Origin of the sequence: Haloarcula taiwanensis, assembly GCA_002844335.1 — an archaeon.
In the GTDB taxonomy this organism is placed as follows: Archaea; Halobacteriota; Halobacteria; order Halobacteriales; family Haloarculaceae; genus Haloarcula; species Haloarcula taiwanensis.
This window is the reverse complement of record CP019156.1, coordinates 94235-120112: the sequence shown is the minus strand read 5'-3', so window position 1 is coordinate 120112 and position 25878 is coordinate 94235. Positions and strand designations below refer to the sequence as shown.

Sequence of the window (25878 nt, the reverse complement as noted above, 5' to 3'; positions counted from 1 at the left end):
GGTTACAATATTACATATATGAGCATATTGGTATGAGAGCGCCGTTTTCACTCCACGTCGTACAGGTCCTCAACCCCCCGTCGGTAGTAGTCCTGGCTGGAGTCTGGAACTGGATCAGCCTCCTCCAGATGCTTCGCGATGATGCTGGTGAACTGCTTGGGCGGCTTCCAACTGTCATCAATTTCGCGGGCCTCCAACTGCCTCATGACCGCATACTCACCGTCGGCGGTAACGTACAGGACGCGAATTCCCGGCTTCTCGCTCAACGGGCCCCTGAGTAGCTTCCCCGTTCGTGTATTGACCAGCCACTCAAGTAAGAGCCCAGCCCGACACTGGATTGCATACAGTTGCACTTCGTTCTCCTCGGGAGATTCTGTGCGACCGTTGTCGGCCCACGATTGGGGTAGCGACCGATTGTCAGTCTCATCTTTCCAGCGCCACTTCAACTTTTTCGGCCCCGTGTTCCCTCGTCGGTATCCACTACTCATTGTTGGATTCTCTCAGTCACTAGAGAAACACAAAATCCGCTCTGTATCGCCTCTATAGCAACTTTTTTGCTGTTTGAGAATATATGTATTAGTACGCGGACTCATCATGAAAACAGCCGAGTCCCCCACTACGACTAGCGAGTGTTCGCCCCCAGATCAGTGGATATCCCGCCAGCCCAGCGGGACCCGTGATCTTGACTTCCAGCAGATCCGACAGCGTCGGTCAGCAACGTGGAACGCTGCCCTCGATGCCAGTGTCGATGTAACGGAGGGTGGTCGTCCGGACCTGTTTCTCGTCTCCGTCGACGACGACTGTCCGGTTAATTGCTCGCTGGCTGAGCATCCCAACGGGACCCACGCCGGCTGGTGCAGCTGCGAAGTCTTCCAGGCGACGACCGTCTGCCCACATCTCTGTGTTCTCCGCCAGCACGCTGCCCTCGGTGATCTCGACCTGCCGATGCGGGACTAGCAGTAGAGGCAACTCAGTCGTCGCTCATCGAGACGCCGGCCAGCAGTCGGACGTCGACGCGCCCAGTCCGATCGTGGTCAAGACACTGGCACAGTCGTTCTCGAACCGTTGCCTGCGAACACGGCTCGACATCAACACCTAATCGTTGGTCGTCTCGAATCTGAACGTACTCTGCGTCAACGTCCAGCGGGGTGTGCTCAACCCGGCACCAGATTGTCTTCGCTCCGGCTTGGTCTAGCTCGGTCACGTACCGAGCAGCCACCGCTTCGTGGCGAAGTTCGACAAGGACTCGTTCGACAAACGATGCGACTTTCGTTGGCGACCGTGGCGCTGGGACCGACGCAAAAACACTCGAAGAGTCGTGCTGTGCCGCCGATTTTGGAGTATCAGTAACTGACATATGTCTCTCTCAGGACGTGCTTGCTGGCTCGCCCTGCACCCTCGCCGGGGCACGCAAAACAACGGTCGCGAGAATTCATTCAACGATATGCTCCTCGATCTCTTGGAACCACTGCCGGGCCGTCGTAATATGCACATCCAGCGGCTCGCAGATCGTCGCTTGCGTGAGCCGGATGTCTGACTCTTTCCCGGCGAGGTACAGAGCGCCGGCTGCGACACCGTCTGGTCGTCCGTTGACCGCTGTTGACTCGGTTGCCTGTTCTGCGAGTTCGAGTGCCCGCTGACGAATATCCGGCGCAACGTTGAATGGAAGGTCCGAACAAATCCGCGCCACCCAGTCCACCGGGAGCGACACCGGAATCGGGAGGTCAAGTTCTGTCAGGAACGTCCGGTAGCAGTTCCAGATATGTGAGTCGGAACACCGTGCAACGTCGGCTACCGTCTCCATCGTCACGAGGCCATTGCATCGGCAGGCAGCGTACACAGCGGCCGCTGCACCGCCCTCAATCGACCGCCCGATTAGGAGGTCCTTGTTCTGGGCTTCCCGGAAGAACGTAGATGCCTGCTCTTTCACCGCCTTGCTCTCAGACAGCGCACTCGCGATGCGTCGGATTTCGCCAAGCCCGTGAGCGAGATTCCGGTCGCGCTTGCTGGTGAACTTCGACCGGCCATGGAGCCGCCGCTGGCGAGCAAGCCGTCGACGCCGTCTCGGAGAGATATCTGCACTATCGACGCTCCCGATGTTCGTCGACAGGCCTCGATCATGCCGAGTGGCCGTCCGGGGTGCGCCCGTGCGCTGCTGTTCCTCCTTGTCGTACGTCCGCCATGCTGGCCTGCGGTCGATCTGGTCTTGATCGGTCACTAGGCCACAATCTATACAGTGCGTTTCTCGGCCGCTGCTGTCGAGCGTGCCGCCACACTCGGGACAGCCCGGCATAGCTGCAGACAACGCCGTCTGGACAGTTTGTGAAGACATATTTCGAGACATCCTCTCACCTGACCCGAGGGGCAGAAAACACGCTGTGGCGCCCGGTTAGGCGTCTGGCAGTTTTCCATCCGGGCGGGGGACTCGCTGGGCGTCGATCTCGATCTCGACCCGGCGACGGTGTTTGCATCGCTCGGCCTCATCGGGACAACTGCACGTCTCCTCAAGCACATCCACCTCGTACCGGCTATCCGACGCCGAATGAACCTCGTAGCGGCCGGGCTTTGCGAGGAAGGAAACGTCGATATCTTCCTGCTTCGCTCGTTTCGTGCGTGGTTCGTCCTCGGAGGTGACAGCCAAGGGGTCCTCGTTGGCGTCCGTGACGCCGCCGTCGTCGAACCGAACCTGCATGACTCCACCGTCAGCGACTGCTTTTCGTGGTTCGCCGTCGACGTGCAGCCCGAACTGGTCGTCTAGGGCGTCGTCGTCCACCCACTGCGGGATCGGTCTCTTGCCGGTCGCGAAGGCGACTCGTTTCTGGTGCTTGCACTCCTTGTCGGGGTTGTACTGCTTCCACTTGCACTCACAACCCCCTGTTCGGGTGTCAACAAGGTACTCTGAGCCGGAGCCAGAGTTGACCAAGAAGAGGTCGTCGGCGTTTCGTGCCCGACCAATCGAGTCCAACACGGTCATGACTTCGGTCAGTGCCCGAACGGTCCGGTTGTTCGGGTCAGCCTCCTCCAGTTCGCTCTCGTCGATACTGCTGGCGTCGCTACGGGATTCTGTGGTAGCCATGAATGACAGGCGGCACGCCCTCTGTGGGACGCCCCTCACCCCGCTGGGGCACAGAAAATTCGGCGACTAGAGTTGTTGAAATGGACGGCTATTCTCGACTTAAAACGGGAAGCACAGGCTGTAGGAATGGTCGAAAATGCCAACCGTCTATTGTAACTCTCCGAAAAATGAGACACAATGCAGGAGGTTTGTACTATGCTGACCACGATATTAAAACGGGCTCAGGAGGGACTGCTACTCTCAGTATCGTTCTTGAGAACCTGTGGGATTGATTCTTATGCGATGCCAGAGATTATTAATTTGATGGCAACTTCAGTATCCGAATACGTTGATTACGAAGAAGACGACGGTGTTGGAATCTGGAAGATTGAGGATCTGCCCGCAGCTATCGAAGCAGGCGATATGGAAAAGGCAGAGCAGCACTACGTTGAGACAGCCAGTGACCCAGAAATGGAGAGCGTTGTCGTCACCATCGGTGGCGTAGAAGAGATGGATTCCAAGGTGTTGGACCATGTCGAAGACAATTGGACCGATGTAGCTGAACAGTCGGATGTCGACTTCACAGCTTATGTTGCTGATGGGATTGCACGACTCTCGATCAGCCAGAAAAATGAAGCTGATAATGTACTTACGAAGGGATTCAAAGAGTTTGAGCCCGCACTTGAGTGGGCGAAAGAAAAACAGAACTCCTGAATTGCCAGTAGCCAGAACGTTTTGTTTCAAATCTTACTAAATTACTGGCGTGTCCTCTTCTGGACAGTTTCTCCCAAATATTCAATTATTGTTATGAATTTGAGCGAGGAGTAAGCACGCTTACTGAGCAGGCGTTGCAGCCAGCATCATGGCTAAAGAAACTGCCGTTTCGCCGCCTGTCAGAGTTCGGTCGCCTGCATCTGCTCGTGTGCGTCGGGATTGACCACCGGGATGACGCCCTCGACCTCTTCCTTGCCGTACTCCTCACGAATTAGGTCGTGTATGTCGTTCGCGAGAGCAACGGCCTCGTCTTGCTTGTTGGGACTCGCCTCGTTCTCAGGAAAGTCTGCTGGCCCGACACCCTCCACGACGATGAACAGGTGGTCGTCACTCATTTTCGACCGCCTCGACGAGCAGCGTCGTTTCGGGCAGGTCGTCCCGAGAGGTCGACAGGAACTTGGACGTTTCTAGCGTTTCCTCGATCAACTCGACCAGTTCCTCCGAGACATCGCCAAAGTGAACGATGGCGTCGGGATCGGGGTAGTTGTCGTACTGCTGTGCAGCCGTCTTGTCCGTCTTGTTCTTACTCATGATCGGTCAGCAGAGCGCCCTCAGTGGGACGCCCCTCACCCCGCTGGGGCACAGAAAATACACGGCGGCTCGTTCCCTGCCATCCGATTCATCGCGATGAGCCTCACCTACCTCCTGAAGCGGGACCGCCGGACCGGCCTGCCGGTCCAAGGTGGAGCGTGTCCCCCGAGCGCTTGCGCTCGGGAACCGTGAGCGTGAGAGTGAGTGAAAGAGTGGCTGGTACGGCTCCTCGATTATTCCGCGATTACGTTCCCGTCCTCGTCGATGGCATACCTGAGTGGGTACACGTTCCCGTCGATATGCGTGGCCTTCTTGGGCAGCGTCTCGTTCAGCCACGCTTCCCGGTCGGCGTCGGTCTGGATGTCCTCGTTCGGGGAGTGGACGCTGAACAGGTCCATGCTCACCCAGCGATTGACCGTCAGCTCACCGGACGGGGAATACACCTTCACGCGCTCCTTTTCAGCGTCAACACCGACGACGGCGAGTGCAGACGTGTCCTCGGTCGTTTTCAGTCCATCACCGATATCCACGGCATCAGGGTCGATATCGAGGTCGTCGCACTGCTGTACAGCCGTCTCGTCCGTCTTGTTCTTACTCATGATCGGTATGCGGCACGCCCTCTGTGGGACGCCCCTCGTCCCGCTGGGGCACAGAAATCACACGATGGCTTGCTCCTCGGTATCCGATTCATCGCGACGGATCTCGCGTGCCCGCTCTCGAAGGCGAGACTGCACTGGCGTCCGGTTCTGGTGCTGGTTTTCGTAGGCGAGATACTGCTGGATCGTCTCGATTGAGTGCATACAGTTGATCCCAGCGACGATTGGCTGGAGGTGGTCGGCGTCCAACAGCCGCTCGGGAGGGAGTATATCAAGAATTGGGTCACGAGAGTCGCTCATGTGTCCCCTCCCCGAAAATCGTCAAGTGTCGTCCTGCGTTTGTACCGACAGTCGGGGTAGTGAGCCAGAAGCGTCTCGTCGACGGCGTCCCAGAAGCCGATTTTATGCGGCGCAACTGACTGCCAGAACCGGGCGCGTGCCAGTGCTGCTGTAACTCGCTGGCGTTCCTCGCGACGCCACTGCTCGCGCTCGATCATCGCCATGCCGACGCTCCCTCCGGTCGATCCGCCATGTACGAGCTGGCAAGCTCCAGCCCGGCGTCGAGTGACCGGCCCGTCCCGACCAGTTTGGTCGCCCGTTCGAGCGTCCAGCCAGCATCGCTTCGTTTCAGCAGGACTGTCGCTCCGGTGTCGGGAATGTGCCACCCGATCGTGTCGTTGCCAGCGGCGAGAAATTCCCACTCACCCACAGCGGCCTCCTGTGCCGCGCTCTGCGTGTCAATCAGCACATCCGAGCGTGGGCCACCAGCGCCGAAATCGCCCAACGTGGCCGTTCCTACTACGTTCATGCAGCGACCTCCCGGCGGTCCCAACCGGCGAGGTCGACTTCGATGGCGCTGATGATGGTTGTGACCTGTTCCTCTAGCGTATCTGCCTGCTCGCCGTCGACGTCCAGGAGCGAGCGAAGTTCGAGTACGTCCGGGAGGTCGATACTGTCTGATCGCCGGGCCACCATACGGAGGACAACCGCTTCAACATCAGCGCTGTCGGGCTGCCCCCGAACAGTCGTCGCGATGGACTCGACGAACTTTGGGACGGTTCGCTGCGACAGGTCTTCCGAACGACGGTAGGACATATTTCGAGACATCCTCTCACCCGCCAGAGGCACACAAAATGAGGGCTCGCTGCCGCTGTGAGTGAAGTTTTTATTTACTGTGCTGGCTGAAATACCTGCTCAATAAGACTGCATACATAGTGCTGGCGTCCAATTCCTTCGGATGACACTTGGTTTAATTTTGAATTAAAGATTATCTAGAATAACCAAACAGACAACCGGAACAAAATTTGCGGTGATGATAGCTAAATCACCCTTTCGAATGGTAAGTCCTTGGAAGGTGAATAACAAGTCCTTCCGTGCGTATTCTGTCGGAGTTTTTGACTCGAAGTATCTGCGCATCCAAACGCGGAGAACGACGATAGAACAGATCGAAACGACACCTGCAGAGACAACCAACCCAGTTATTTCTTCTGCTGTGTAAAGTTTGGTAAGGAAGATAACAAACGCTGCGATTGTAGCAATATCGAAGTATCTCATCGATTGTTCATAATGATAGCTTAGTAGCGCCGTATACTTGATATTCTCAGCACTAGCAGGTGAATCGCCAATCACGTCGAATTCTGGTTGTTTCTGGAATTCTCCTTCGAACTTTCCTTCTCCACCAGCGGTAGCCATCTCAACCACAATAGTAGACACGAATGGTGTTATTTCAAGAATTAGGCCGGGACTTGGGAAATTCATATAAATTTGATTTCAGAGTGCAATGTTGGTCCCTTCCTACTATCTTCAGCTGCCTGTTCCGTATCAACGGTCATCGACAACTGAATAAGCCCCATTGTTGAGGAGCCACCTGCCTCTCTCTTAGCAGGAACCTGAAACTGATACTCGGTTATGTTGTTCCCCTTTGACGGGGCAACATGTGCTTTTTCGACATATTCGTAGGATTCGCCGTCGCCCTCGTTCTTAGATATTAGAGTAATGTTCTCATTCAGACTACGAATCCGCACTTCGACAGTAGATACATGGCTCCGCCAATTTATTATCCCCGTTCGTTGAGTGCCTGTTTCTCCCTTCGAAAGACAACAAACTTGCTCCGTTTCGCCCATACATGTCCTCACTTCGATCATACCATATTTGCCCTTGTCACATTCGTAACAAGAGTTCCCCTCTAATTCCTGTATTTGCATTACTTTGATGAATTTAGCTTATTGCGAGCTTCGCGGTTTGGCGGAACGATTCGCTTATCAGATCATCGGTAGTGTCTATTCTGCTTATCGGGTCTATGTCCACATCTAATGCGGTTGCGGTAGCATACTGAACCAAGGCTGCCCGAAGCTGTCCATAATCAGCTTGACTTTCAGTCATATATATTGTGATCTCATCACCCCTGTCCCCACTACCAGCCTCCCAAGTGACGGTATATTGGCTATTATTGGCTTCCGTTCTGAAGAACAGGCACGTATCAGAGTTGGCTATTTCCAGTAATTCACTACACTTTCCCCGAATCCACTCATCCGATTCACGGGTTCGCATTTCACTCAATGCATCTTCTGGAACTGCTGTATCGCTCTGCACAACCTCTTTGAATGAGTCGAATGAAGGCGCTGACGACCTCCAGTATATAGATAGAGACTCACCACTAATTCTCTCAAGGACCGCACGAAATTTTGATCCAATCTCTAATGACTGTCTAGTAAAATCCTTCTCAATTCCTGCTACTTTGCCCTCCTCTTCACTTATCTTCTTAATCTGATCGAAGGGGCCTACTTGGGATTCATTCGGTTCAGCAAATTGTGAAGTGGTGGATTCGTCAAATATCCGTTCTATATCCAGAGTGGATTCGTCCGTATACTCTGGATAATTCCCATATACGTATCTAATTAGATCTGAAAGTGATTTGTCTCCGTGTTCCGAGGTGATTTCATCTGCTTCTTCGAATACCCTATTAAAACCCTCTTTGTTTAGAAGGGCTTTTGCAAGTTTGATTCCGTCTGGCGTAAGTGAATAATCGATTCTGTAATTTCCTACCCTATTTATTGTTCTACTTCTGCGGATACGGCCCTTATTAATCCAATTTTCAATATCCCGCTCCAACTGATATGAATATGGGCCAAATTTGTAGGGAACGAATTGATATTTCTCTGGGAGACCTGATTCTTGCTGACCAAGGAAAACCAATTTCTGGAATCTTATTGAACCGCTGATACCCCCCGATTCAGACGTGTATAGATACACGATCGGCAGGGGTGAAGACATAATCTGTAGTCTGAATCAATTCGGACCATACTAAAGTATTGCCAAAATATCGGAAACCTATTGCATAGTAGTTCACCTGTACTGCTCATTAGCAGATAAACAGATTCACCGATTTCGGGGGACTGTCGTCAGCTACCCAATCCACCCGCCGATCTCGACCTGTGTACTGTCTGCCGGAGCATCGCCTGCTGTCTTCGCAACTGAGTCAAACGGGGGCTCGACGAGACGCGGCACTTCATCGTCGTATCTCCGGTCAAGGCGTTTCACACAGTCGACCGGCAGGATAGGACTGCACTCACTGCAAGAGTGCGTTGCCCCGTCGAAGCCGTTGATACTCACTGACCAGGAGATAACGCTCGCGAGTCGATACGTCTCCGCTGCTGGACGACGAGAACTGGCAGACCGGCAGCCAACAGCCCCGCAGACATCGCAGGTAAGCAGATGGTCTCGATCTGCCTCGTGGAAGAGCGAAGCGGCCTGCTCGACGTTGTCGCGGCCCTGAAGCGCACACTCCCGACAAATGGTGAACCGGAACACGCCGTCTTCTCGGTCGACCTCGTCGGGCCACCGGACATAGGTGTACGCTTCGCCGGAGATATCAGCCTTGTCTCCACAGAACCGACAGCACTCAGCCGTTGCCTCGGGCTGGACGTCGGTCACTGAGACCACCGTGCAAGTGTTGACTGCTCGCGAGCAGTTTCGACAGGACAGAGAAAGCGCCACTTGTAGCGCTCACGAATCGGCTTGTCCTCGCGGTTGCTTGCCTGTCCCGGTTCTCGGTAGCCCGTACAGGTCCAGCCCTTGTCTTGCAGCGCCCGAACCATCGCGCCGTCGTAGTCCGAGCGCACCCACGTCAACAAGAAGCGAGTGTCACGGTCGTCAGCCTGCAAGAAGTGCTCTTGTGAGCGGGCTAGCGCTGCCGACGCGAGGTTTGGCATTCGAACGCCCATGCAAATCCGCGCGGCCTCGACGAGCGAATCGCCGGATACCACTTCGCTGTCAACGACTGGTGTGTCCGTCAACGGAAGCACCTGCCGGGCAGTCGCCCGAATCTCCGCTGGAAGACTGTCGATCTCGACGGGCTCGGGACAGAGCTGGCCGTCGACGCCGTACCGGATTCGCTTCTTTGAGATGAGCGGGTAGCGGTACGTGATGGCCCCGACTAGCGAGTCCTGAAAGTACAGCCCGTGATGAGCGAGATTGACCGACGGCAGCGACTCCATGTATGAGTGATGCGCCTCGTAGACAGCGGCTGCGGTCTCTCTGTCGATTGGCTCGACGGCGACATGATCGGCAAATCGAATCCCGAGGGGTGCCGTGAACGGGTCACCGTTGGCGTGAATCGGACAGGAACACTCCCCTGTGTCTGCTGGCGGGCGATGCTGGAACGACTGTGCTTGCGTCGACACTGAGTGTGTGGACATCCTCTCACCCGCCAGAGGACCACAAAACTGCTATCGAGTTACCAGGGGGTGATCACAATGCCGGCGTCTGGACCTTCGATATACACTGGTTCGCACCCTCGGTAGAAGATCGTGAACCGCTCAGGCTGGTACGCAGGATGCTTCGCAAGCGTTGCGATTGCACGGCTCACGTCGGCTGGTGGGAACTGTGGGTCGCCTGACCGGAGGGCAAGACGACCAGACTGGAGTACGTCCCACGACTGGAACTGATAGTCAGCTGGGGGAGTGAACGTTTCTCGGGCTGTTGCGACAAGATACTCCGCACCGTCGACGACCTTTGCAGCTATCGGATACCGGGCAGACTCTGGACACACAGTGAGAGACCCATCGAGCGCGGGGACCACTTCATCTTGCCAGACAAATGGCGATGGTGGCTTGGCGACTGGAATTGGTTGCTCGTCGACGGGCAATTCGCTGCTGTTCGTGGCTGATCCATCACGGGCTTTGGAGGTTGGTTCTGTCATCCTCGCACCCGCCAGAGGAACAGAAAATCGTCAGGCTCAGCGTGTTAACCAACAAAAGCGATGAGTGTTGGTTAACAAGGTCGATATCGTGTGTTTGCGTGCTACTCAACCCCGCCGTCGGTCGCAAGACTCGTTTGTCTCGTGGCAAGGAACCGTTCGGGGACGTTCTCGAATGCATCCAGCCCAACCTGCTCAGTCCCCTCGACGTCGACGCCACTGTGGCCTGTTTGCCACGTAGCAGAGTCGCGCTCGAGGCCCCCGTCAAAGGCCGAGAGTTCTGATCGTCGGGCTGGAGCCGCTGCTGACGAGAGTTCTTCGGCCCGGTCTGAAAGCCAGCCCATCTGGTCGAACATCCCGTCGAAGTCCCGCTCCTGGAAGGGGAAGCGAACTGTCGCTTTCGGGGGAAGAGCAGTGTAGGTCTCTCGCCCAGTCCGAATCGCAGTTGGTCGGCCGTCGAAGATGTCGCGCTCACGCAGCGCGTCGACGTAGTCGCTGCCGGCCAGAACGACCAACTCCCGGCAGGGGGACTCCTGCTGATCGGCAGCATAAGGCCGCCGGAGCCAATCACCGAGAGACGAGTGGACACGGAGCGCCCAGCGGTCAAGGCGGGTTTCGACCTGTTCCCCTGACGGCAGCCGATAATTGGCTTCTCCCTCGATGGGTTCGCCGCGCAGGTCCTCAATGGGCGTATCGTACGGAGCGACCGTCTGCCGGGGCATCAAGATCCCGTGTTCTGCAGAGAGAACCGCCCAGGTGTTCGCTCGTCGGTCAGCGGTTCGAGCCCACTGGACAGCCGCCTCAGCATATGATCGCTTGACCGCGAAGTACGACGAAGTGTAGAGGTCGCGAACTGCAACTGGCTGGTCGGTTTTCGCATCGCCGCATCCAATCAGTACGAAGCGGCCACGAGTCCGCTCAGTCTGTGTGGTCGTCATCTGTATCTCCCTCACCCAGAAAGGGAGTCACAAAACTCTCTGTGACGACACGTTCGGCTCTAGCCGTAGACCTCACTGGGAGTGAGTCCTGCCCGGTATTCCACTCTGTCTCGCTCGTGTTGGCTCCGGTACGCGAGCGTCTGTCCGTTCTCGTACTCGACGACAATCGCATCCTCAAGGCCACTCACAGTCGCTCTCGACCCGTCAGCAGCCCAGACAGGGTCCATCGGTTCCGCTGTTAGCGGGGACCGGTCTTTCTCCACGGTGGGCCACACCCCCCGCGATTTCCAGTATGACCGGATGTGTCGCAAGCTCTCTCGAACCGTCTCCCGGATCGAGAGGTGGTCCGCACTCCCGTAGCCGTGTGGTGAGAAATACTCGCCGTGAAGCGCCGCCAGATGAACCCCGTTCCAGTCGACACCAACGATATCGGCTGGTTCTTCACCGGTCACACGCGGCTGTGTTAGCTCCTCGATCACCGGATACTGCTTCGTCGGACTTGCCCCCAGCAGATGCACTCGCCGTCCCCGCCAGTCCACAATATTCGTGTACTCGTCGGCGGTCTGGTCGGAGTAGCCCATCGGATAGCCCAAGATGATGTCGTCGTCGATCACGTCGATCGCGTCGCGGCACTTCGGGACGATGATAGCCTCCATGCCCGGAAACTTCCGTTTCAGCTCCCGTGCGGCTTGGTTGTACCGACGCGCCTCCTGTCGGTCGTATGCGTCGCCAAGCATCCCGACCGATGGCTCGTACTGCTCGAAGCGCTCAATGTACCGGTCCAAATCTGGATTCCGAAAGTCGTTGTCTAGAATCTCAATCGGGACGTCGACGTTCCGCAGTTTGGATTGATACGAGTAGTCCTCGCGAACGCCGACGGCGAATCCAAGCCGGTAAGCATCGATTACGAACGGTTCTCGGTGAAGGAACCCGATGTACTCAGCCTGCTGTGCATCGCCGACAGCCGCCGCTGACCAAGAGTGTCGCGCCTCAGAAGACATGAATAACACCGAGCGCACCGACCGGCGTGCCCAGCTGGCAGGCGCGGCACAAAACGACCCGGCGGCTTAAATACGGAGACGGGAAGAAGTGTCGAGCAGAATGAAGGAAGGTATCGAATCGCAGTACGACGACCCTGACAGCTACCGGGGCGACTACCCACCAGACTGGGCGTACCGGATCGTCTTCCGGAAGCAGTTGGACAACAACACTTGCACCAACTGCGGGACGCGGTTCCCTGCGGAGGATTTGGAAGTCGTGCGACGAATCCCCGCCGAGAACGGCGGGACAAATAAAACCACGAATCTCCTGACAGTGTGTTCGGCCTGCGAAGAAGACATCACGCAGACGGGACGCCTGAACCTGCCAGAGTCAGCGAAACAAGAGCCAGCAAGCAGTCCCGAAACGGACTCCCACAGAGTGCTTGCATTGCAGAGCGAGGTCCCGATCACCGAGGAAGTCGAGGGCGAAACGGAGGGCAACGGGCAGTCTCGTGGTGTCTCCCGGCTGGAAGCCAGCCACGTCGAGACACAGTCGAGGAGCCCTCTTGCAGTCACCACGACGACCGAGGAAAGCGACGAGCAGTCCGTCCAGGACGACACCGACGAGCGTGCTGGATGGCGACGGCTATTCGTCGCGTCCATAGGAGGCACAGCGATGTTCCTGACATATCTCTGTGCGATTGCTGTCGCCATTCCCTTGCCCTCGCTTGCGGGTGATGTAGCGTTCTATGGCCTCCCACTGGCCGGGCTCGTGGCGGGAGTCCGATGGCGACTGTCGACAGCTGCTGCATCCGTTTACATGATTTTGATGTACGCTGGAATCTGGCAGGCCTCCTCGGTGGAGCCGTTCATCTCAGTACTGGCGTGGATTCCCGTGGTTGCGCCGCTGGCTGGGATTGCCTACGGACTCCTAGCCGAGCGTACTGAGTTCTCGCTGCGGAACCACCTGCCCTCAGATCCGCGACTGGTGGTCCAGCGCTTCCGTTGACGAAATATACTCTGATAACTGGTCCACGACCGACGGATCGAACGAGTCGGAGACGTGTCGCACGTTCCACAGTCCAGACTGATACACCTCAGACTTCGGCGAGTGGTATCCAAGCCAATCGAGGTCCGATGGCCCTGCGGATCGACGATACCTCGACACCATTGCGATGGTATTTGACTCAATCTCGGCTCTGTCACACTCGGGTCCGGGGTCGCCCGGAACGTCAACCCACAGAAACGGCAGATCCCGGATGTACTCCGACACGCGCTGTTCGAGTTCATGTTCCTGCTCGCGAACAGCGGTCGTCTCAGCGTCGGGATTCGGTTCGCCCCAGTGGGGAAACTCGTCGTGCCAGCCGTGCTTCTCGATCAGTGCCCGTCCGACGTGGAGACGGAAGATTGAGCCACGATGGTTGCCACCGCCGGCGTACTTCCCTCGAACATTGCCTCGGTGCTGCCGGAGTCGGTTCCAGAGCGTGTTCGACGAACCGGTACTGATGCCGACGGTGCCGATCCGCGAGAGTCGCCAGTCGACCGCTGTCGTTGCCCGAAGGTCGCTTGCTGGCGAGAAGAAAAAGTACACTCCTCGGTCGGGCCAGTCCAACCGGCCGTTGACATCCCCGAGGTAGTACGGCCCTCCGATCTGGTCACGCAAATCTCCTAAGACACTCAAGAACTGTCCGACAGGACTACCACCTGACGCTGCTGTGGAACGCATATTCGACTCCCTCGACCACCAGGGGAGTCACAAAACACTGCTCTCAAGCACGGCTGGAAAAGCACGACTGACTGCTCAGCTGTCGCCTTCGACGGCGTCGATCAAATCCGCAGCCGTCTTCGAGATTCGGTCCAGCCGGTCCCGTAACGTCTCTGGTGCGTCGCCGTCCCACGCCGCGAGATAGAACGCCGAGTTGTCGGGGTCCAGCCCGAAGTGACGACTGACCACGTAAGCAACTGCCTCGGCTTCGACCTCGCGTTTCGAGCGCTCTGTCTCATCCTCAACATCGAAGTGAAGATCCGCATGGGCAAACTCGTGAATAAGTGTACTCGCGAGGGCGGCCCGATTCTCCCGGTCAACCGCTTCGACCATCGGATTCGTGGTCGTTACACTTCGGCGCTGGCAGACGCCCCGTGCAGACCCATGCTCCCATTCCTCCGAGGCGACGATTCGCGCATCGACGCCGATTTCGTCGGTCGCGTCAATCAGGTCCTCGACAAGTCCATCCGGATCACCGTGAGCTTCTGTCTCTAACTCTGGAAGCGGCTCGCCCTCAGTCTGGGAGATATCGAACACCGATGTTGGCCGGAACCCGACTAGCCCTCGACGCCATTGTTCGGGGTCCGTTTCATCGTACTCACAGTCTGTGTTCTCGTGATACGACGGTGAGTTGCCGCATTCGGGGCACTTCTTCGTGATGATGGGAGCCCAGATCCAGATAGCGTCTTCGCCTTTCTGGACGTAACGGTCGAACTCGTCTTGCCACGTATTGTAGCCGGCGACTCGCGTTGCCTCGGGACACTGGAGCTTGATGAGTAGTGTGTTCCGAGCCGAGTAATCGTGGAACTTGCTCTGCACATCGAGCCACTGCTGGAACCTCTCACTGGCCTGCGCTTCATCGGTGAGGTCGGCAAGGTCCTCGACCCACGCATCGAGTTGGTCGCGCATCTCCTCGTCCCGGGAGTCCGAATCGTCGAAGGTGCAAGTGGTCTGCTGGCTGGACGACTGCTCTGGAGTCTCTGACTGTATCGTTGACATTGGTCTATCTTCGGGACGCGCTCCCGGGCACGCCCCCGCACCTCCACTGGGGGACAGAAAATCGACTTGCTGGCTGAGCAAGAGCGAAGTGAGCTGGCTATCTGTATCGCTCCGGCGGGTAGAAGATGACGTGGATAGCCGAGCCAAGGTTATACCACGACTTTGGGAGAATTGAGACCTCTAGTCCCCACTCGGCAGCGAACTCGAAGACGTCGAACCAGAGATTGTGGGGCGGCTCTGTAGAATCCAATCGCTCGATATTTCCCGGATAGACATGCATCGAGTACAACGCCGGCTCGCCATCATCAAGCCAGAGCGTCGAGTGGTCGTCTGCTGGCGGGCCGTGAGGCGGCCCCTTCGGGTCGCTGTCGGCGTCAAGCGGTGAGTGTGGGCACTCGTCGTCGCCCGTAATGAGACGCCGTATGCAGGCTGTCTCAGCAGGCTCATCGAGGTCGAAGGCTTGGGCAAACGCATCGCGCTGGTATTCCCCCATGATTGCTGCGAGCGCTCGCCAGATGTCATCCCATCTTGGGTCGTCCGGGTCGTGGTCAAGATAATCGTGGACGGCCTCGCGCAGCTGCCGGTACTCGTCCCATGCCGGGACAGGCTCGTTCGAGCCGGGTGTGGGCCAGTCAGTGCGGTCCATACGCTTGGGAAAATTCCGATGGGGTATCAACTCTCGGGACGCGCCCATACGCCGCGTCAGAGCAGGATCGTTGCCGCTAACCAACACTGAGTGGAATATAGGGCACTGTGTTGGTTAGCCTGTGAGCTGGCTACTCCTCGCCTCTAGCCTCCCAGCCTTTGTAGAAGTACACCAGCGCCATGTCGGAGTCAAAACACTGCCCGGACGGAACGTGCTGCAAGACGTTTTGTTCTGGAATCGGTTCAACTACACCCTCATTGAGTAGACTGGTGACCACCTCACGGCCTCGTGGCTCGTCGATCTCGACGGTATCGGGACGCTGCCGGTCACGGTCCTGGGCGATCTGTTCACGCTCGAAGCGCTCGTAGTCTGGAACTGTTTCAGTCGGGTCCATAGAGGAAATACCTCACCTGACCGGGAGACACAAAATTAGCGCTAACCAACAACTGCGAAGTATGGCGGTCGCTGTTGGTTAAGACACACCACCGTTTCCGCAAAACCACGGGGATCCGAGTCAGTTCGGGAGCTTCGGTGCGATCACGAATTGCATCGCTCCATTGGCGTCAGGGAACTCGGATTTCAGCACGAGCGGTACTGAGTCTCCGATATGGAGAACCCGACTCGTGCCGTCTGGAAGGCCAGCATTCGCCGATTTGACGAGCGACGAGTCAAGTTTTACTTCGATATCTGCAGGCTCGAAGGCGATGAGATCAGTGTCTTCCCACGTATAAACCATACTGTCAGTGTCACCGTCTGCGGCGAACTGCATTTCTCCGGCATCGGAGTCAACGGTAAGGTCAAACCGGTCGGAAAGCATATCTGCTGCGTCGAGACCGAGCGAGATGTCGTCTGGACTCAGATGGACGGTTGCCGGGATGTCGATATCCGGCATTTCGACAGGGTAGCGGAGCGATTCAAGCGGGTCAAGCTCGATGGTGCGCGTTATACCGTCGATATTGACTTCTAGTGTGCTATTCGCTGCATCAACTTTGAACTGTGCAAGGTCGCCTGCATCGCCGATCGAGAGTGCATCTCGAACTCGTCCGACGTCCACTCCCAACGTTCCCCTCCCTGCATCGAAGGTGCTGAAAGAACTCCCAGAGACACGCAAGTCGACCATCGCGTGTCCCTGCTGATCGGCTGCCCTGATGGCGATTCCTGACTCTGCAATCCCGAGTCGTGTCTTGTCTGTGACCGTGCCAGCCGCCGAGAAGATCCGCTCAAACAACTGGACCTCGCCGCTGATTCGGAGATACTGTGGAGCACCAAGCGTTAGCAAGTCTGCAGTGTCAGCTTCCGTTGGTGTCTCCCCATCCATCGGTGTCTCTGACGCGTTCTCCTCAGCGTCTGTGGTTGCTGTCTCGTTGCTACTGGCCGTTGTAGACTGTGACATCCTGATTTCCCTCCGCTTCCCGGAGGGCGCATAAAATGGGGCAGCATCGATGTCACATTTGCTGTGAATACGGTTTTTGTATCTATTGGGGAGGATGAAACACTGCTCTGTAAGTTTGCTTGTTAACCATCAGTAGTCTTGACAATTTCAATAGGTTCTCTAAGCACCGTGCAAGATGGAGGGCACATATCTTGCACAGAATTATCCCCCCGATTCAATCAGATTGGGCCGGTCAATACAGATACTATATTCGTAACCCACTTTATCAAAATTCAGATTATAGTTAAAATCAGAACACGTACCACAGGAGAGGTTTTTGATACTCGTATGCCATTTATTACTGTAGATTCGGCGAGTCATCATTGTCTAAATCATCCCCGTTGTCCTACGTATAGGGGCGGCTGATGGACAACTCACTGCCGGATAGGGGGTCACAACAGCACTCGGAGAGTGACGACAATACAGTCTCGGAGCGACTGATTGAGGGGCTTTCCTCGCATGCAGTCTTCATGCTCAATACTGAGGGAAACATCACGACGTGGCCCGATCCGGCCCAGTCGATGTACGGCTACGAAGCTGATGAGATACTCGGAAGCAGTGTCGATACGTTATTTGCCGACCCCGAAGAGATGGAGACGACCATCGACTCTTTACTGGCGGAAGCAGCGAACGGATCTGTTGAAACACAGCACTGGCATCGAAAAGCCGATGACTCAGTATTTTGGGCCACGCTGTCGATTTCACCACTCCGGAATGGGGAATTGAACGGGTTCGTTGCGGTCTGTCAGAACACGACCGAGAAACACCAGTACGAGAAGATGCTGGAACGCCAGAACGATCGGCTCAAGGAGTTCACTGATATCCTTGCTCACGACCTGCGGAGTCCGCTCAGCGTCATCTCCTCGCGAGTACATCTGGCCCGTGAGACTGGTGACGAAGAGCATCTCGACGCGATGGAAGAGACCACCGATAGAATGGCCCGGCTTGTTGACGACCTGCTCTCGGTTGCCAAGCAAGGAAACGTCGTCACTGACCCGGAAACGACCGATGTGGAAACAGTTGTTGACACTGCTTGGAAAGGAACAGGCGAGACTGTTGACCGGGCAGTGCTTCAGTACGAACACGTCGGGTCGGTGAGTTCTGACAGTGACCGCCTCATCCAACTATTCGAGAACCTGTTCCAGAACGCTATCAGACATAGCGATGGTGCCGTTATCGTTCGAGTCGGTCCGCTGGAGCACGGCTTCTACGTTGAAGACGATGGTCCTGGAATCCCATCTGACATTCAGGACGAAGTGTTTGACCACGGGTTCACCACGAATGAGGATGGAAGTGGCTACGGACTTTCAGTTGTTCGGACCATCGCTGGAGCACACGGCTGGGATATCATTGTCACTGACAGCAACACCGGTGGTGCACGCTTCGAAATCACTGGGGTAGAGTTTCTAGACTGATAGCCCGAATATATCTACCTCCTGAAACTACTAATGAAAGGCTCTCGATGCGGTAGAGAGGTTATCTGTAAGTTTTCTTGTCATCTAATATTTTCAGTGACTCCTGAACTTCGAGGTATCCATTCTTGTCGATAGTGACAACGGACTCGCTATATTGGAATGTGATTCGCCCACTACGGTCGGGTGCGTCCCTCTTAGTAACCGTGAACACCCTCTCAAGGGCTTCAGGATTAACCGCGTTATACAACGGTGGAAGCGAGGTTGAAGGACAGCCTTCAACTGTACTTACAGCCTTCACAACCGCTTCACTCACAGATTCAGAAGATTGCACTTGTCGGATCATTAGTTATCCCTAATAATTCAGGATATCTAATATGTAGGGGTTTTAATACTAATTGAAAAATTGATTATCTGAGTAACATTTCACTCTGTACAAATACTGCAAACAGCGCGCATATTTAACACACTCGTTCGGGTAGGTAGAGATAGCACAATCGGCCATTATAGTTCTTTTATCAAAACCCCATCATATACACACCATTTATTGATATGTCTCTCAGATACTCAAAAATAAATTCTGTGTGAAAATGTCTATCATTAAAAAAGATTCTAATCAAAAATTGCTCATGGATTATGAGCAATACCCGGCAAGAAGAAGTAAACGGAATCTTGAACGAGACGAGAATGACGATTCATAAACACGAGATGGGAGCAGAGGACTTCCAAACGTTGTGTGGGCTGACGTACCACCTCGAGCACGGACAACTCCGGATGATCCAAATCAAGCGGGCCATCGGAGAGTTAGACGCGAATAAATGTGGTCGGTGTTTCGAGGACGGTCGCGGGTATTAATTCTTGCAGGTGAAGTGTCAGCGTGTCGTTGATGTCGTCCTCGCACATCATGGACTAGCCGACGAACCCTGTATTCACACAACAACGTTGGACAGGGCCTATATGAGCACCTCTGTGCGGGCGTTCCCTGCGGTCTATATAAAAACAATGCGACTGGAATCCCCGCCGTGCTGAACTCACCCTCTAAGCTTGCACACCGATTGTAACAGAAATCGGATAGAAAGGTGGTCAGCGCGACATAATGTTCCTCTGTACTGACCGAAGTTACTCACCACAGCGAGGTCACATTAGCGGATTTGGAGTGAAACACCCGTTCAGTGGGCGTGCTTACTGAGTGTATGTAGTACATAAATGATGAATAATTGAGGTTACCCTTCTCAGTGAAAACTATGCACGTTTATTGAGGTCGTGGGAGTATATAAAGGATAATGCGAAAGAGTCCCACACCAGCAGTATCTGTCAGAGCAGATTTTCCTTCTGCCAACGAAGATGTGGCGAAACTTCGACTTGAGCTATCCCACCGCTCTCTCGGAGCTTTAGAAGAAGCAGGGTTAGTGAGAGTAGATAGCGAAGAAGAGACTATCAAGAAAGGGCTTAACTTCAATGACAAGAAAGCAAGAATTAGTCTCTCTTGAGCGTTCATCCTGATCGACAGTCTGGGGTGCTGACTATACGTACTGTACTGACCACTGCCCTGATGAATGGATTCGGGGTATTCACAACAACCGGTTAGGGGACGACCGACGCGAGGCGATGGGTGTGGTAGTCAACTGTCCACCGCGAGTAGCTCTGTGTTATCCGATACTCTCGTACCACCGCAACGTCTTCCAGCGACTCCTCGTGCTGTTCCCACGTAAACTCGTAGCCGGCGACTACATCACCCTCGTCGAGATATCCAACCGGATGATCCGGCCCGTCCCACTCAACCGAGATTGGATCGCCACCGTTGGGGGGTTGGACTCCACGGCTGACTGTCCCCTGGATGACGGATGGATCATTCGTCAACCCATGCAGTTGTGCCAAGTCGCTCGCCGCGATTTTGAATTCATCTTCTGCCCCGACGAACGAGTGATGTGTTTTCCCTCGCACTGTTGTGTACTCTACTCTCTCGATATCGACACCGAGAGCGTCGGATAGCAGGTGGGCAAACTCAGCGGCTCCCGTACGAACTGTTTGGTTTTGCTCCTCGATCTGCAGGGTCGTCTCTGGCGTCCGAAGCTCCCTCGTGTATGGGTTCTCCGGTCGTTCGACGGGCATACAGCTGCACAGGAGCGTCCCTTCTGGTCCCGTCAGAATCCACGGCTGTTTCCCACACGGAATCGCCGTGTATCTCGACGCATTATATCGTCCGCCGCCAGTGAGGACCCGCAATGCCTTTTCGAGAGCCTGGGCGTCAATGCCGTACCCGTAGCTGTCAGCGAGTCCGTCGATGAATGTGACCCGGGTGTCGACTGAACTGAACTCGCCGTACGTAGCTGGAATTTGTAGGACACCAGTCGCGTACTGCTCAACATATGCCCCGACATCTCCGTCCATGACCCAGCGCGTTTGCTGTTTGGTTGCTCGACCAGCCGACGTGTTGATCGACGACTCTGGCCGCTGCGTTGTCAGCCCCCAGTCCTCGTCCAGAGCTGCCCAACTGCTGTCGTCGCGGTCAGGAGCGCGACACGTCGTCGCGCATCGGGCGATGCTTGCAGCATCGGGACCGAGGTCGTTGTCGGCGCTGTCTCCGTCTCCGAACGTACCGAGTGTGAGGTCTGTCATCCTCTCACCCGCCAGAGGAACACAAAATTTTGGACTGGCTCACGGTCAATACAGAGGGAAATCCAGCTGATACTCCAACGTGTCGTAGAAGTGTTCGTAACCTCCGTTGCGGTTTTGATGTATGGTCGCCTTCGTTTTCAGCAAGAGGATAGACATCTTGGAATGTACAGGGGGCTTTCCCTCCATACACTCCTACCTGAACCCATCCGGTGAGGAGGCCACAAGCAAGGTGTTCACCGAGGCCGAACTCTATCCGAAGCGGAACTACAGCAATAGACTACGGTGCAACAGTACCAGTGTTCCCGTTCGACCCTGTGAATGGAATGTCGATTTCGAGACCGTCGTAGGCCAACATCGGCTTCTTTGCTTCGCCCGGTCCACCGCCCTGAAATTCGATAACGTCGATATCTGCAAGTTCAGAGAGGTTCCGGTGTACCTGCTTGTAGTCTCGGTCAACCAGTTCAGCAGCCTCGCGGATGCTCGCCGGTTCATGTTCGGAGATCGCCTCCAACAGTTCCAGATTCTTCGGACTGAGGAGACGACTGAGTTCGGCGTACGAGTCGAAGTTCAGTGTCGGTTGGGCGTCGTCAAGATCTTCGCCCTCCTGGGCGGCCTTGATTCGACTACGCGTGCGCTGGTCGAGATGGTCGCTATTTCCGACGGTGACTTTGAGTGTGGGCATTGTGTTCCTCCCGGCGGCGTCCTACGGTGACCAGTTCCACGAGACGGGCGATAGTTCGGTAGCCTCCTCCTTGAAGCGGTCGTAAAGCGTCAGCATCCCCGGAAACTCGATGTATTCAACATCGCCGTGAATGTGGCGCTCGTGCCCTTTCGTCCGTTCGTGGGCATTGTCGTATCGGAGGATCGTGTCTCCGCCGACCTCCCCAAGATGGAGACTGTAATCCCAACCACACGGGTACTTTTCATCGTCCGTCTGTCGGATGGTCACAGCAACGACGTAGCCATCTTTGACATCCCGCCAGTCTTCGATGGTAGTGTAGGACGCCATCCGCTATCCTATGTTATTGCCTCCATAGACATAAGCCTATGGAGATAACTCCATAAAAGGGTCAAAATACCACAGTCGAGACTTTGTGTGGCGCCGGTCAAGTATATAAACGACCAATCTTTTTGCGGGACCGTAGAAAGCACTACCTTTCTGCTTTTTTATTTTCTGGCCTGAGAGTTTACAAGATACAGTTGAGACGACCACACAAACGACTACAAGGCTTCCTCGACACAGAACGCGGCTGCCCACTAATGGCTCTCATTTTACATATACTCTCCAATCGTGTGTAGTTTTATGAGGCCCTAGTAAAAGATAATCCCATGGATACACTCCAGCAGATTACAGCGAAGGACATCGCTGGCTGGGATTCACTATCTGATGTCGCTTCTACCTTCGAAAAGCGGGGTTTGAAAGTCCGTGACAACTTTGGAGACGACAACGAGCTCGTCCTCCAGCTCACCGACCGTGAGTTCATCGTCCTTGTCGAAGCTGGCCCAGGAGAATCGGCCTCCGATTTCAAACCTGATGACCGACGACGACGAACTAACCTCGTCGCCACCAACGATTACGAGGAGTTCACCTTCCTCACCCGAATTCGGGCGCTCGATGGACAACAACACGGGCGTATCAAGCACCAGAAGCTCTCGTTCACGAAGGAGCAGATGACCAGCGAGACTGGTGAGAAGAATACCATCCTCCAGAAACTCAACAGCCTTGAGTTCGGCTCGGCAGCAGCGATCTACGACGACCTCTACGACACTAAGCAAGTCGTCAAAGAGTTCTACCAGCAGTTCGAGACCCTTCGAACCGATCTCGTGCAGGAAGTCGCCGGTATCCCCGACGACCGCGGGGATGCCAAGCAGCGCTACGTGCAAGTCACGCTTGACCGAATGATCTTCCTTTATTTCATCCAAGAGAAACGCCTGCTTGACCGCGACCCGAACTACCTCCACGACCACCACAAACAACGCGTAGACGAGGGCGAAAACGTCTACGAGGAGTTCTACGAGCCGCTATTCTTCGACTACCTCGCCGAGAACAAGAAAAGCACTGAGTTCGGCGCACTTCCGTACCTCAACGGCGGTTTGTTCTCGAAGAACCCAATTGAGGAGGAGTTTGAGGACGCTCGTCTCGGGGATACGACCAAGCGCACTAACGAACTGTTCGGTGATATCCTTGACTTCCTCTCGGATTGGAACTGGAACGTCGACGAGCGGCTCGACATCGTCGATCCAAAGAACCTTTCGCCAGCCATCCTCGGCCACATTTTCGAGCAGACAGTCAACCAGAAGGAGATGGGGGCGTACTACACTCCCGAGGAGATGACCGGGTTCATGTCTCGGCGGACGATTCATCCGTACCTCCTTGACCAGCTCAACGAGGAAGTTGGTGCCGGGTACGAGAAAATTGACGATATCTTTGGGTTCCCAGCTTTGGATGCTGATAGCGGCGTGGAGGCACTAGCCGATGGAGGAGCGGTCACGACGCAGGTTCCGACCGAAAACGTCGAGACACGGCACGTGGAGGCGCTATATCATGATTTCCTAAAAGAAGCTCGAGTCCTCGATCCAGCGGTTGGGAGTGGGGCCTTCCTCCTCGCCGCTCAGGAAGTACTTTTGGACATCTATATGCAGTGCATTGAGTTCTTCCAACAACTCAGAGACGAAGGCAAAGCTTGGGAACTGGAGGAACGTACGATAGAGGAACTAGAACGAATTGAAGGAGGTCAAGGAAATACCTCGCTGTACGCTAAGCAATCAATCATATTGAATAACCTGTACGGAGTGGATATCGACGAAGGGGCTGTTGAAATCTGCAAACTTCGGCTGTGGTTGTCGATGGTGGCAGACATAGAAGATGAGCCTAATGAGGTCGAACCCCTACCAAATATTGACTTCAATATTCGAGAAGGTAACACTTTGATGGGATTCACCGACCTCGTAGAAATCAATGATGATGGAGACGCTTCCCTCTCCAACTGGGGTGGTGGCGCTGGTGAAGGCGTCCGGGATATGTATGAAGATGTTATTGAGGCTGTGAACGCCCATCGTCGTGCGTCTTCATCCAGTGAAGCAGCAAATGCCCGGAGACGGGCAGAGAAGCTTATAGAAGAACATAAGCAAAAGCTGAACGAGAAAATCCTCGATAGGTTTCAGGACGCAGATATTAGTGAGATAAACTTGGACAATCTGGAACAATTCAAGCCATTCCATTGGGTACTTGAATTTGCGGTTGTGTATGAGTCTGGAGGATTTGACATTCTTATTGGAAATCCGCCATGGCGAGCTTTAACACCAGACCGGAATCGATACTTCACCCAGTTTGATCCAGGATTCCGGACACTCCCTGCAAATGAAAAAGAAACCCGGATAGAAGAGCTGTGCGAGGATGAGGAGATTGCTCAGGGATGGCAGGAACATGAGGAAGATATCGACCGTCTCAGAGCTTACTACAGTGAAAATCAGGATTATGTACTCCAAAGTCCGGAAGTTGGAGGACAAGGGACTACAGATCTCTCAATGCTCTTTTTGGAGAGGGCATTCCAATTGAACTCTGACGAAGGCTATACCACGTTTGTACTCCCTGGGAAGCTATTTACTGGAATGTCCTCTGGAGACATTCGAGAGCACTTGCTGTCAGAAACACGGCTGGATTATATTATAGGGTTCGAAAATAAAGGCATCTTTGACATAGACGATAGGTACAAGTTCGGTATTGTCTCATTCAAGAACTCGGGCACTACAGACCAACTGCGAGCAAAGTTCCTACAACGAGACTTGTCCGTTCTTGAAGATACAGATAGCCTGTTGAGTATCCCAGCAGAAGTTCTGAGAAACTACTCTCCCCGAGCGACGATTTTCCCCCAGATCTCGAGTAGCCGTGAACTATCGGTCATGAATACACTTGTAAACCATCCTCCTATCAGTCAAGAAATATCTAACAGGTGGGACATTGACATATATGGTGAGGAACTCCATAGAACGCGTGACTCGGAATACTTTGTAGAATCTCCTGAGGAAGGCGACTACCCAGTTTATGGCGGTGGGAATTTTTGGCTATTCGAATATGACAATACATTCTTAGACGATCTATCAGACATCGAATACTGGGGGGTTGATGAGACACGAAACGACACACCTAGTGCTAAATCCAGAGTTCGAGGAAAGAACGAAAAGCGGCTTAAGAAAGCTATCTATGAGGCCTTCGATGGAACTGGTTCCCAGATTGGGTTTGTAAATGATTTACTGGAGCGACACAGGGGTGAGGGACTTAAAGAAGATGATGTCCTCCTAGACTGTACTGCTCATCGAATAGCGTTCCGAGACGTTTCTAACAACACCAACGAGAGGAGCATGGTCGCCGCAATCCTTCCAAGGGGAGCTGTTTGCCACAACAAAGCACCTACTATCCGTCCATACAAGATAGACCCAGAAGAAGAGCATCTGTCCGAAGAAAACCTACATGATATGTATGTCCGGAAGTTCACAGATCAGGAACTCTTTGCTGTGCTGGGACTTCTGAATAGCATTCCATTTGACTACATTGTTCGGACAAAGCTGGATACGACCATGAGTGTCAATGCAATTGAAGAGTCCCAAGCCCCTCGATTGTCCGAGGAGGATAACTGGTTCAATTACATAGCAGAACGGTCGGCTAGACTGAATGCATATGGCGACGAGTTTGCCGATGTTAGAAAAGAGATGGGAGATATTGACCCAGCAACTCAAGAGAGCGCTCGAGATGAAATTCAAGCAGAAATTGATGCTGCTGCTTTCCACGCTTACGGTTTCGAAAGGCGAGATGTAGAATTCGTTCTTGAGAACTTCCACAGAGTGTCGAGTCCCCGAATCATGACCGAGGAGTACTTTGATATGGTCTTTGAGAAGTTTGACCTATTAGCGGAGGAAGGCCCCTTCAAGTAAGA

General features: G+C 54.7%; 33 protein-coding genes. 6 read left to right on the top strand and 27 right to left on the bottom strand.

Going from position 1 to position 25878, the window contains the following annotated elements:
* Positions 1-47 precede the first annotated feature (47 nt).
* Positions 48-488 carry a hypothetical protein gene (locus BVU17_18085; protein ID AUG49485.1) on the bottom strand — a complete coding sequence of 147 codons (441 nt, stop codon included), beginning with the start codon at positions 486-488 and terminating at the stop codon, positions 48-50.
* A gap of 106 nt (positions 489-594) precedes the next feature.
* Between BVU17_18085 and BVU17_18080 the strand changes: the two genes are divergently transcribed.
* Positions 595-957, top strand: coding sequence for a hypothetical protein (locus BVU17_18080; protein ID AUG49484.1), 363 nt, complete (start codon positions 595-597; stop codon positions 955-957).
* 13 nt (positions 958-970) lie between these two features.
* On the opposite strand, the gene BVU17_18075 is transcribed toward BVU17_18080, so the two are convergent.
* From BVU17_18075 to BVU17_18065, 3 genes are all read right to left on the bottom strand, one after another.
* Positions 971-1357, bottom strand: a complete 387-nt coding sequence (locus BVU17_18075; protein ID AUG49483.1) for a hypothetical protein — start codon at positions 1355-1357, stop codon at positions 971-973.
* A gap of 75 nt (positions 1358-1432) precedes the next feature.
* Positions 1433-2332, bottom strand: a complete 900-nt coding sequence (locus BVU17_18070) for a transcription initiation factor IIB (protein AUG49504.1) — start codon at positions 2330-2332, stop codon at positions 1433-1435.
* Positions 2333-2389: 57 nt separating this feature from the next.
* Entirely contained in the window at positions 2390-3076 is a 687-nt protein-coding gene (locus BVU17_18065; protein AUG49482.1) for a hypothetical protein, read from the bottom strand.
* A 303-nt stretch (positions 3077-3379) separates the two neighbouring features.
* Here BVU17_18065 and BVU17_18060 point away from each other — a divergent pair, with 303 nt between their 5' ends.
* Positions 3380-3769 carry a hypothetical protein gene (locus BVU17_18060; GenBank protein ID AUG49481.1) on the top strand — a complete coding sequence of 130 codons (390 nt, stop codon included), beginning with the start codon at positions 3380-3382 and terminating at the stop codon, positions 3767-3769.
* A gap of 179 nt (positions 3770-3948) precedes the next feature.
* On the opposite strand, the gene BVU17_18055 is transcribed toward BVU17_18060, so the two are convergent.
* The 14 genes from BVU17_18055 to BVU17_17990 form a co-directional block, all read right to left on the bottom strand.
* Positions 3949-4164, bottom strand: a complete 216-nt coding sequence (locus tag BVU17_18055) for a hypothetical protein (GenBank protein ID AUG49480.1) — start codon at positions 4162-4164, stop codon at positions 3949-3951.
* Positions 4157-4360 carry a hypothetical protein gene (locus tag BVU17_18050; protein AUG49479.1) on the bottom strand — a complete coding sequence of 68 codons (204 nt, stop codon included), beginning with the start codon at positions 4358-4360 and terminating at the stop codon, positions 4157-4159. The genes BVU17_18055 and BVU17_18050 overlap by 8 nt, the downstream gene beginning before the upstream one ends.
* 233 nt (positions 4361-4593) lie before the next feature.
* Positions 4594-4959, bottom strand: a complete 366-nt coding sequence (locus BVU17_18045; protein ID AUG49478.1) for a hypothetical protein — start codon at positions 4957-4959, stop codon at positions 4594-4596.
* A gap of 57 nt (positions 4960-5016) precedes the next feature.
* Positions 5017-5256 (bottom strand): hypothetical protein, encoded by a 240-nt coding sequence (locus BVU17_18040; GenBank protein AUG49477.1) that lies wholly within the window; start codon positions 5254-5256, stop codon positions 5017-5019.
* Positions 5253-5459 carry a hypothetical protein gene (locus BVU17_18035; protein AUG49476.1) on the bottom strand — a complete coding sequence of 69 codons (207 nt, stop codon included), beginning with the start codon at positions 5457-5459 and terminating at the stop codon, positions 5253-5255. Before BVU17_18035 ends, BVU17_18040 begins: the two co-directional genes overlap by 4 nt.
* Complete coding sequence (locus BVU17_18030) at positions 5450-5764, bottom strand: hypothetical protein (GenBank protein ID AUG49475.1); 315 nt, start codon at positions 5762-5764, stop codon at positions 5450-5452. Before BVU17_18030 ends, BVU17_18035 begins: the two co-directional genes overlap by 10 nt.
* Positions 5761-6051 (bottom strand): hypothetical protein, encoded by a 291-nt coding sequence (locus BVU17_18025; protein ID AUG49474.1) that lies wholly within the window; start codon positions 6049-6051, stop codon positions 5761-5763. The genes BVU17_18030 and BVU17_18025 overlap by 4 nt, the downstream gene beginning before the upstream one ends.
* A 165-nt stretch (positions 6052-6216) precedes the next feature.
* Complete coding sequence (locus BVU17_18020) at positions 6217-6657, bottom strand: hypothetical protein (protein AUG49473.1); 441 nt, start codon at positions 6655-6657, stop codon at positions 6217-6219.
* A 516-nt stretch (positions 6658-7173) separates the two neighbouring features.
* Complete coding sequence (locus BVU17_18015; GenBank protein ID AUG49472.1) at positions 7174-7506, bottom strand: hypothetical protein; 333 nt, start codon at positions 7504-7506, stop codon at positions 7174-7176.
* Between the two features lie 855 nt (positions 7507-8361).
* Positions 8362-8898, bottom strand: coding sequence for a hypothetical protein (locus BVU17_18010; protein AUG49471.1), 537 nt, complete (start codon positions 8896-8898; stop codon positions 8362-8364).
* The gene (locus BVU17_18005; protein AUG49470.1) at positions 8886-9653 is read right to left on the bottom strand and encodes a hypothetical protein; all 768 of its coding nucleotides are present in this window, start codon (positions 9651-9653) and stop codon (positions 8886-8888) included. The genes BVU17_18010 and BVU17_18005 overlap by 13 nt, the downstream gene beginning before the upstream one ends.
* A gap of 38 nt (positions 9654-9691) precedes the next feature.
* The gene (locus tag BVU17_18000) at positions 9692-10156 is read right to left on the bottom strand and encodes a hypothetical protein (protein AUG49469.1); all 465 of its coding nucleotides are present in this window, start codon (positions 10154-10156) and stop codon (positions 9692-9694) included.
* A gap of 101 nt (positions 10157-10257) precedes the next feature.
* Positions 10258-11091: a hypothetical protein gene (locus tag BVU17_17995; protein ID AUG49468.1), complete on the bottom strand. Its 834-nt coding sequence runs from the start codon at positions 11089-11091 to the stop codon at positions 10258-10260.
* A 59-nt stretch (positions 11092-11150) separates the two neighbouring features.
* Positions 11151-12092 (bottom strand): hypothetical protein, encoded by a 942-nt coding sequence (locus BVU17_17990; protein AUG49467.1) that lies wholly within the window; start codon positions 12090-12092, stop codon positions 11151-11153.
* Positions 12093-12192: 100 nt separating this feature from the next.
* On the opposite strand from BVU17_17990, the gene BVU17_17985 reads away from it, so the two are divergent.
* On the top strand, positions 12193-13080 hold the full coding sequence (locus tag BVU17_17985) for an HNH endonuclease (protein AUG49466.1): 888 nt from the start codon (positions 12193-12195) through the stop codon (positions 13078-13080).
* Here BVU17_17985 and BVU17_17980 read toward each other — a convergent pair.
* From BVU17_17980 to BVU17_17960, 5 genes are all read right to left on the bottom strand, one after another.
* On the bottom strand, positions 13045-13662 hold the full coding sequence (locus tag BVU17_17980; GenBank protein AUG49503.1) for a hypothetical protein: 618 nt from the start codon (positions 13660-13662) through the stop codon (positions 13045-13047). The genes BVU17_17985 and BVU17_17980 overlap by 36 nt on opposite strands.
* Positions 13663-13872: 210 nt before the next feature.
* Positions 13873-14835, bottom strand: coding sequence for a DUF955 domain-containing protein (locus tag BVU17_17975; GenBank protein ID AUG49465.1), 963 nt, complete (start codon positions 14833-14835; stop codon positions 13873-13875).
* Positions 14836-14932: 97 nt separating this feature from the next.
* The gene (locus tag BVU17_17970) at positions 14933-15481 is read right to left on the bottom strand and encodes a hypothetical protein (GenBank protein ID AUG49464.1); all 549 of its coding nucleotides are present in this window, start codon (positions 15479-15481) and stop codon (positions 14933-14935) included.
* Between the two features lie 130 nt (positions 15482-15611).
* Positions 15612-15875: a hypothetical protein gene (locus BVU17_17965; GenBank protein ID AUG49463.1), complete on the bottom strand. Its 264-nt coding sequence runs from the start codon at positions 15873-15875 to the stop codon at positions 15612-15614.
* A gap of 120 nt (positions 15876-15995) precedes the next feature.
* Positions 15996-16874 (bottom strand): hypothetical protein, encoded by an 879-nt coding sequence (locus BVU17_17960; GenBank protein ID AUG49462.1) that lies wholly within the window; start codon positions 16872-16874, stop codon positions 15996-15998.
* A gap of 404 nt (positions 16875-17278) precedes the next feature.
* On the opposite strand from BVU17_17960, the gene BVU17_17955 reads away from it, so the two are divergent.
* A complete protein-coding gene (locus BVU17_17955; GenBank protein AUG49461.1) occupies positions 17279-18328 on the top strand; it encodes a PAS domain-containing sensor histidine kinase in 1050 nt (349 codons plus the stop codon).
* A gap of 61 nt (positions 18329-18389) precedes the next feature.
* On the opposite strand, the gene BVU17_17950 is transcribed toward BVU17_17955, so the two are convergent.
* Positions 18390-18668: a hypothetical protein gene (locus BVU17_17950; protein AUG49502.1), complete on the bottom strand. Its 279-nt coding sequence runs from the start codon at positions 18666-18668 to the stop codon at positions 18390-18392.
* Positions 18669-18961: 293 nt separating this feature from the next.
* Here BVU17_17950 and BVU17_17945 point away from each other — a divergent pair, with 293 nt between their 5' ends.
* Positions 18962-19180 (top strand): hypothetical protein, encoded by a 219-nt coding sequence (locus BVU17_17945; protein AUG49460.1) that lies wholly within the window; start codon positions 18962-18964, stop codon positions 19178-19180.
* 729 nt (positions 19181-19909) lie between these two features.
* Here the strand turns inward: BVU17_17945 and BVU17_17940 are convergent.
* From BVU17_17940 to BVU17_17930, 3 genes are all read right to left on the bottom strand, one after another.
* Positions 19910-20944 (bottom strand): hypothetical protein, encoded by a 1035-nt coding sequence (locus tag BVU17_17940; protein AUG49459.1) that lies wholly within the window; start codon positions 20942-20944, stop codon positions 19910-19912.
* A gap of 277 nt (positions 20945-21221) precedes the next feature.
* Positions 21222-21626: a transcriptional regulator gene (locus BVU17_17935; protein ID AUG49458.1), complete on the bottom strand. Its 405-nt coding sequence runs from the start codon at positions 21624-21626 to the stop codon at positions 21222-21224.
* Positions 21627-21647: 21 nt separating this feature from the next.
* Positions 21648-21953, bottom strand: coding sequence for a hypothetical protein (locus BVU17_17930; protein ID AUG49457.1), 306 nt, complete (start codon positions 21951-21953; stop codon positions 21648-21650).
* Between the two features lie 320 nt (positions 21954-22273).
* Between BVU17_17930 and BVU17_17925 the strand changes: the two genes are divergently transcribed.
* Entirely contained in the window at positions 22274-25876 is a 3603-nt protein-coding gene (locus tag BVU17_17925) for a type II restriction endonuclease subunit M (protein ID AUG49456.1), read from the top strand.
* The last annotated feature ends 2 nt before the right edge of the window (positions 25877-25878 follow it).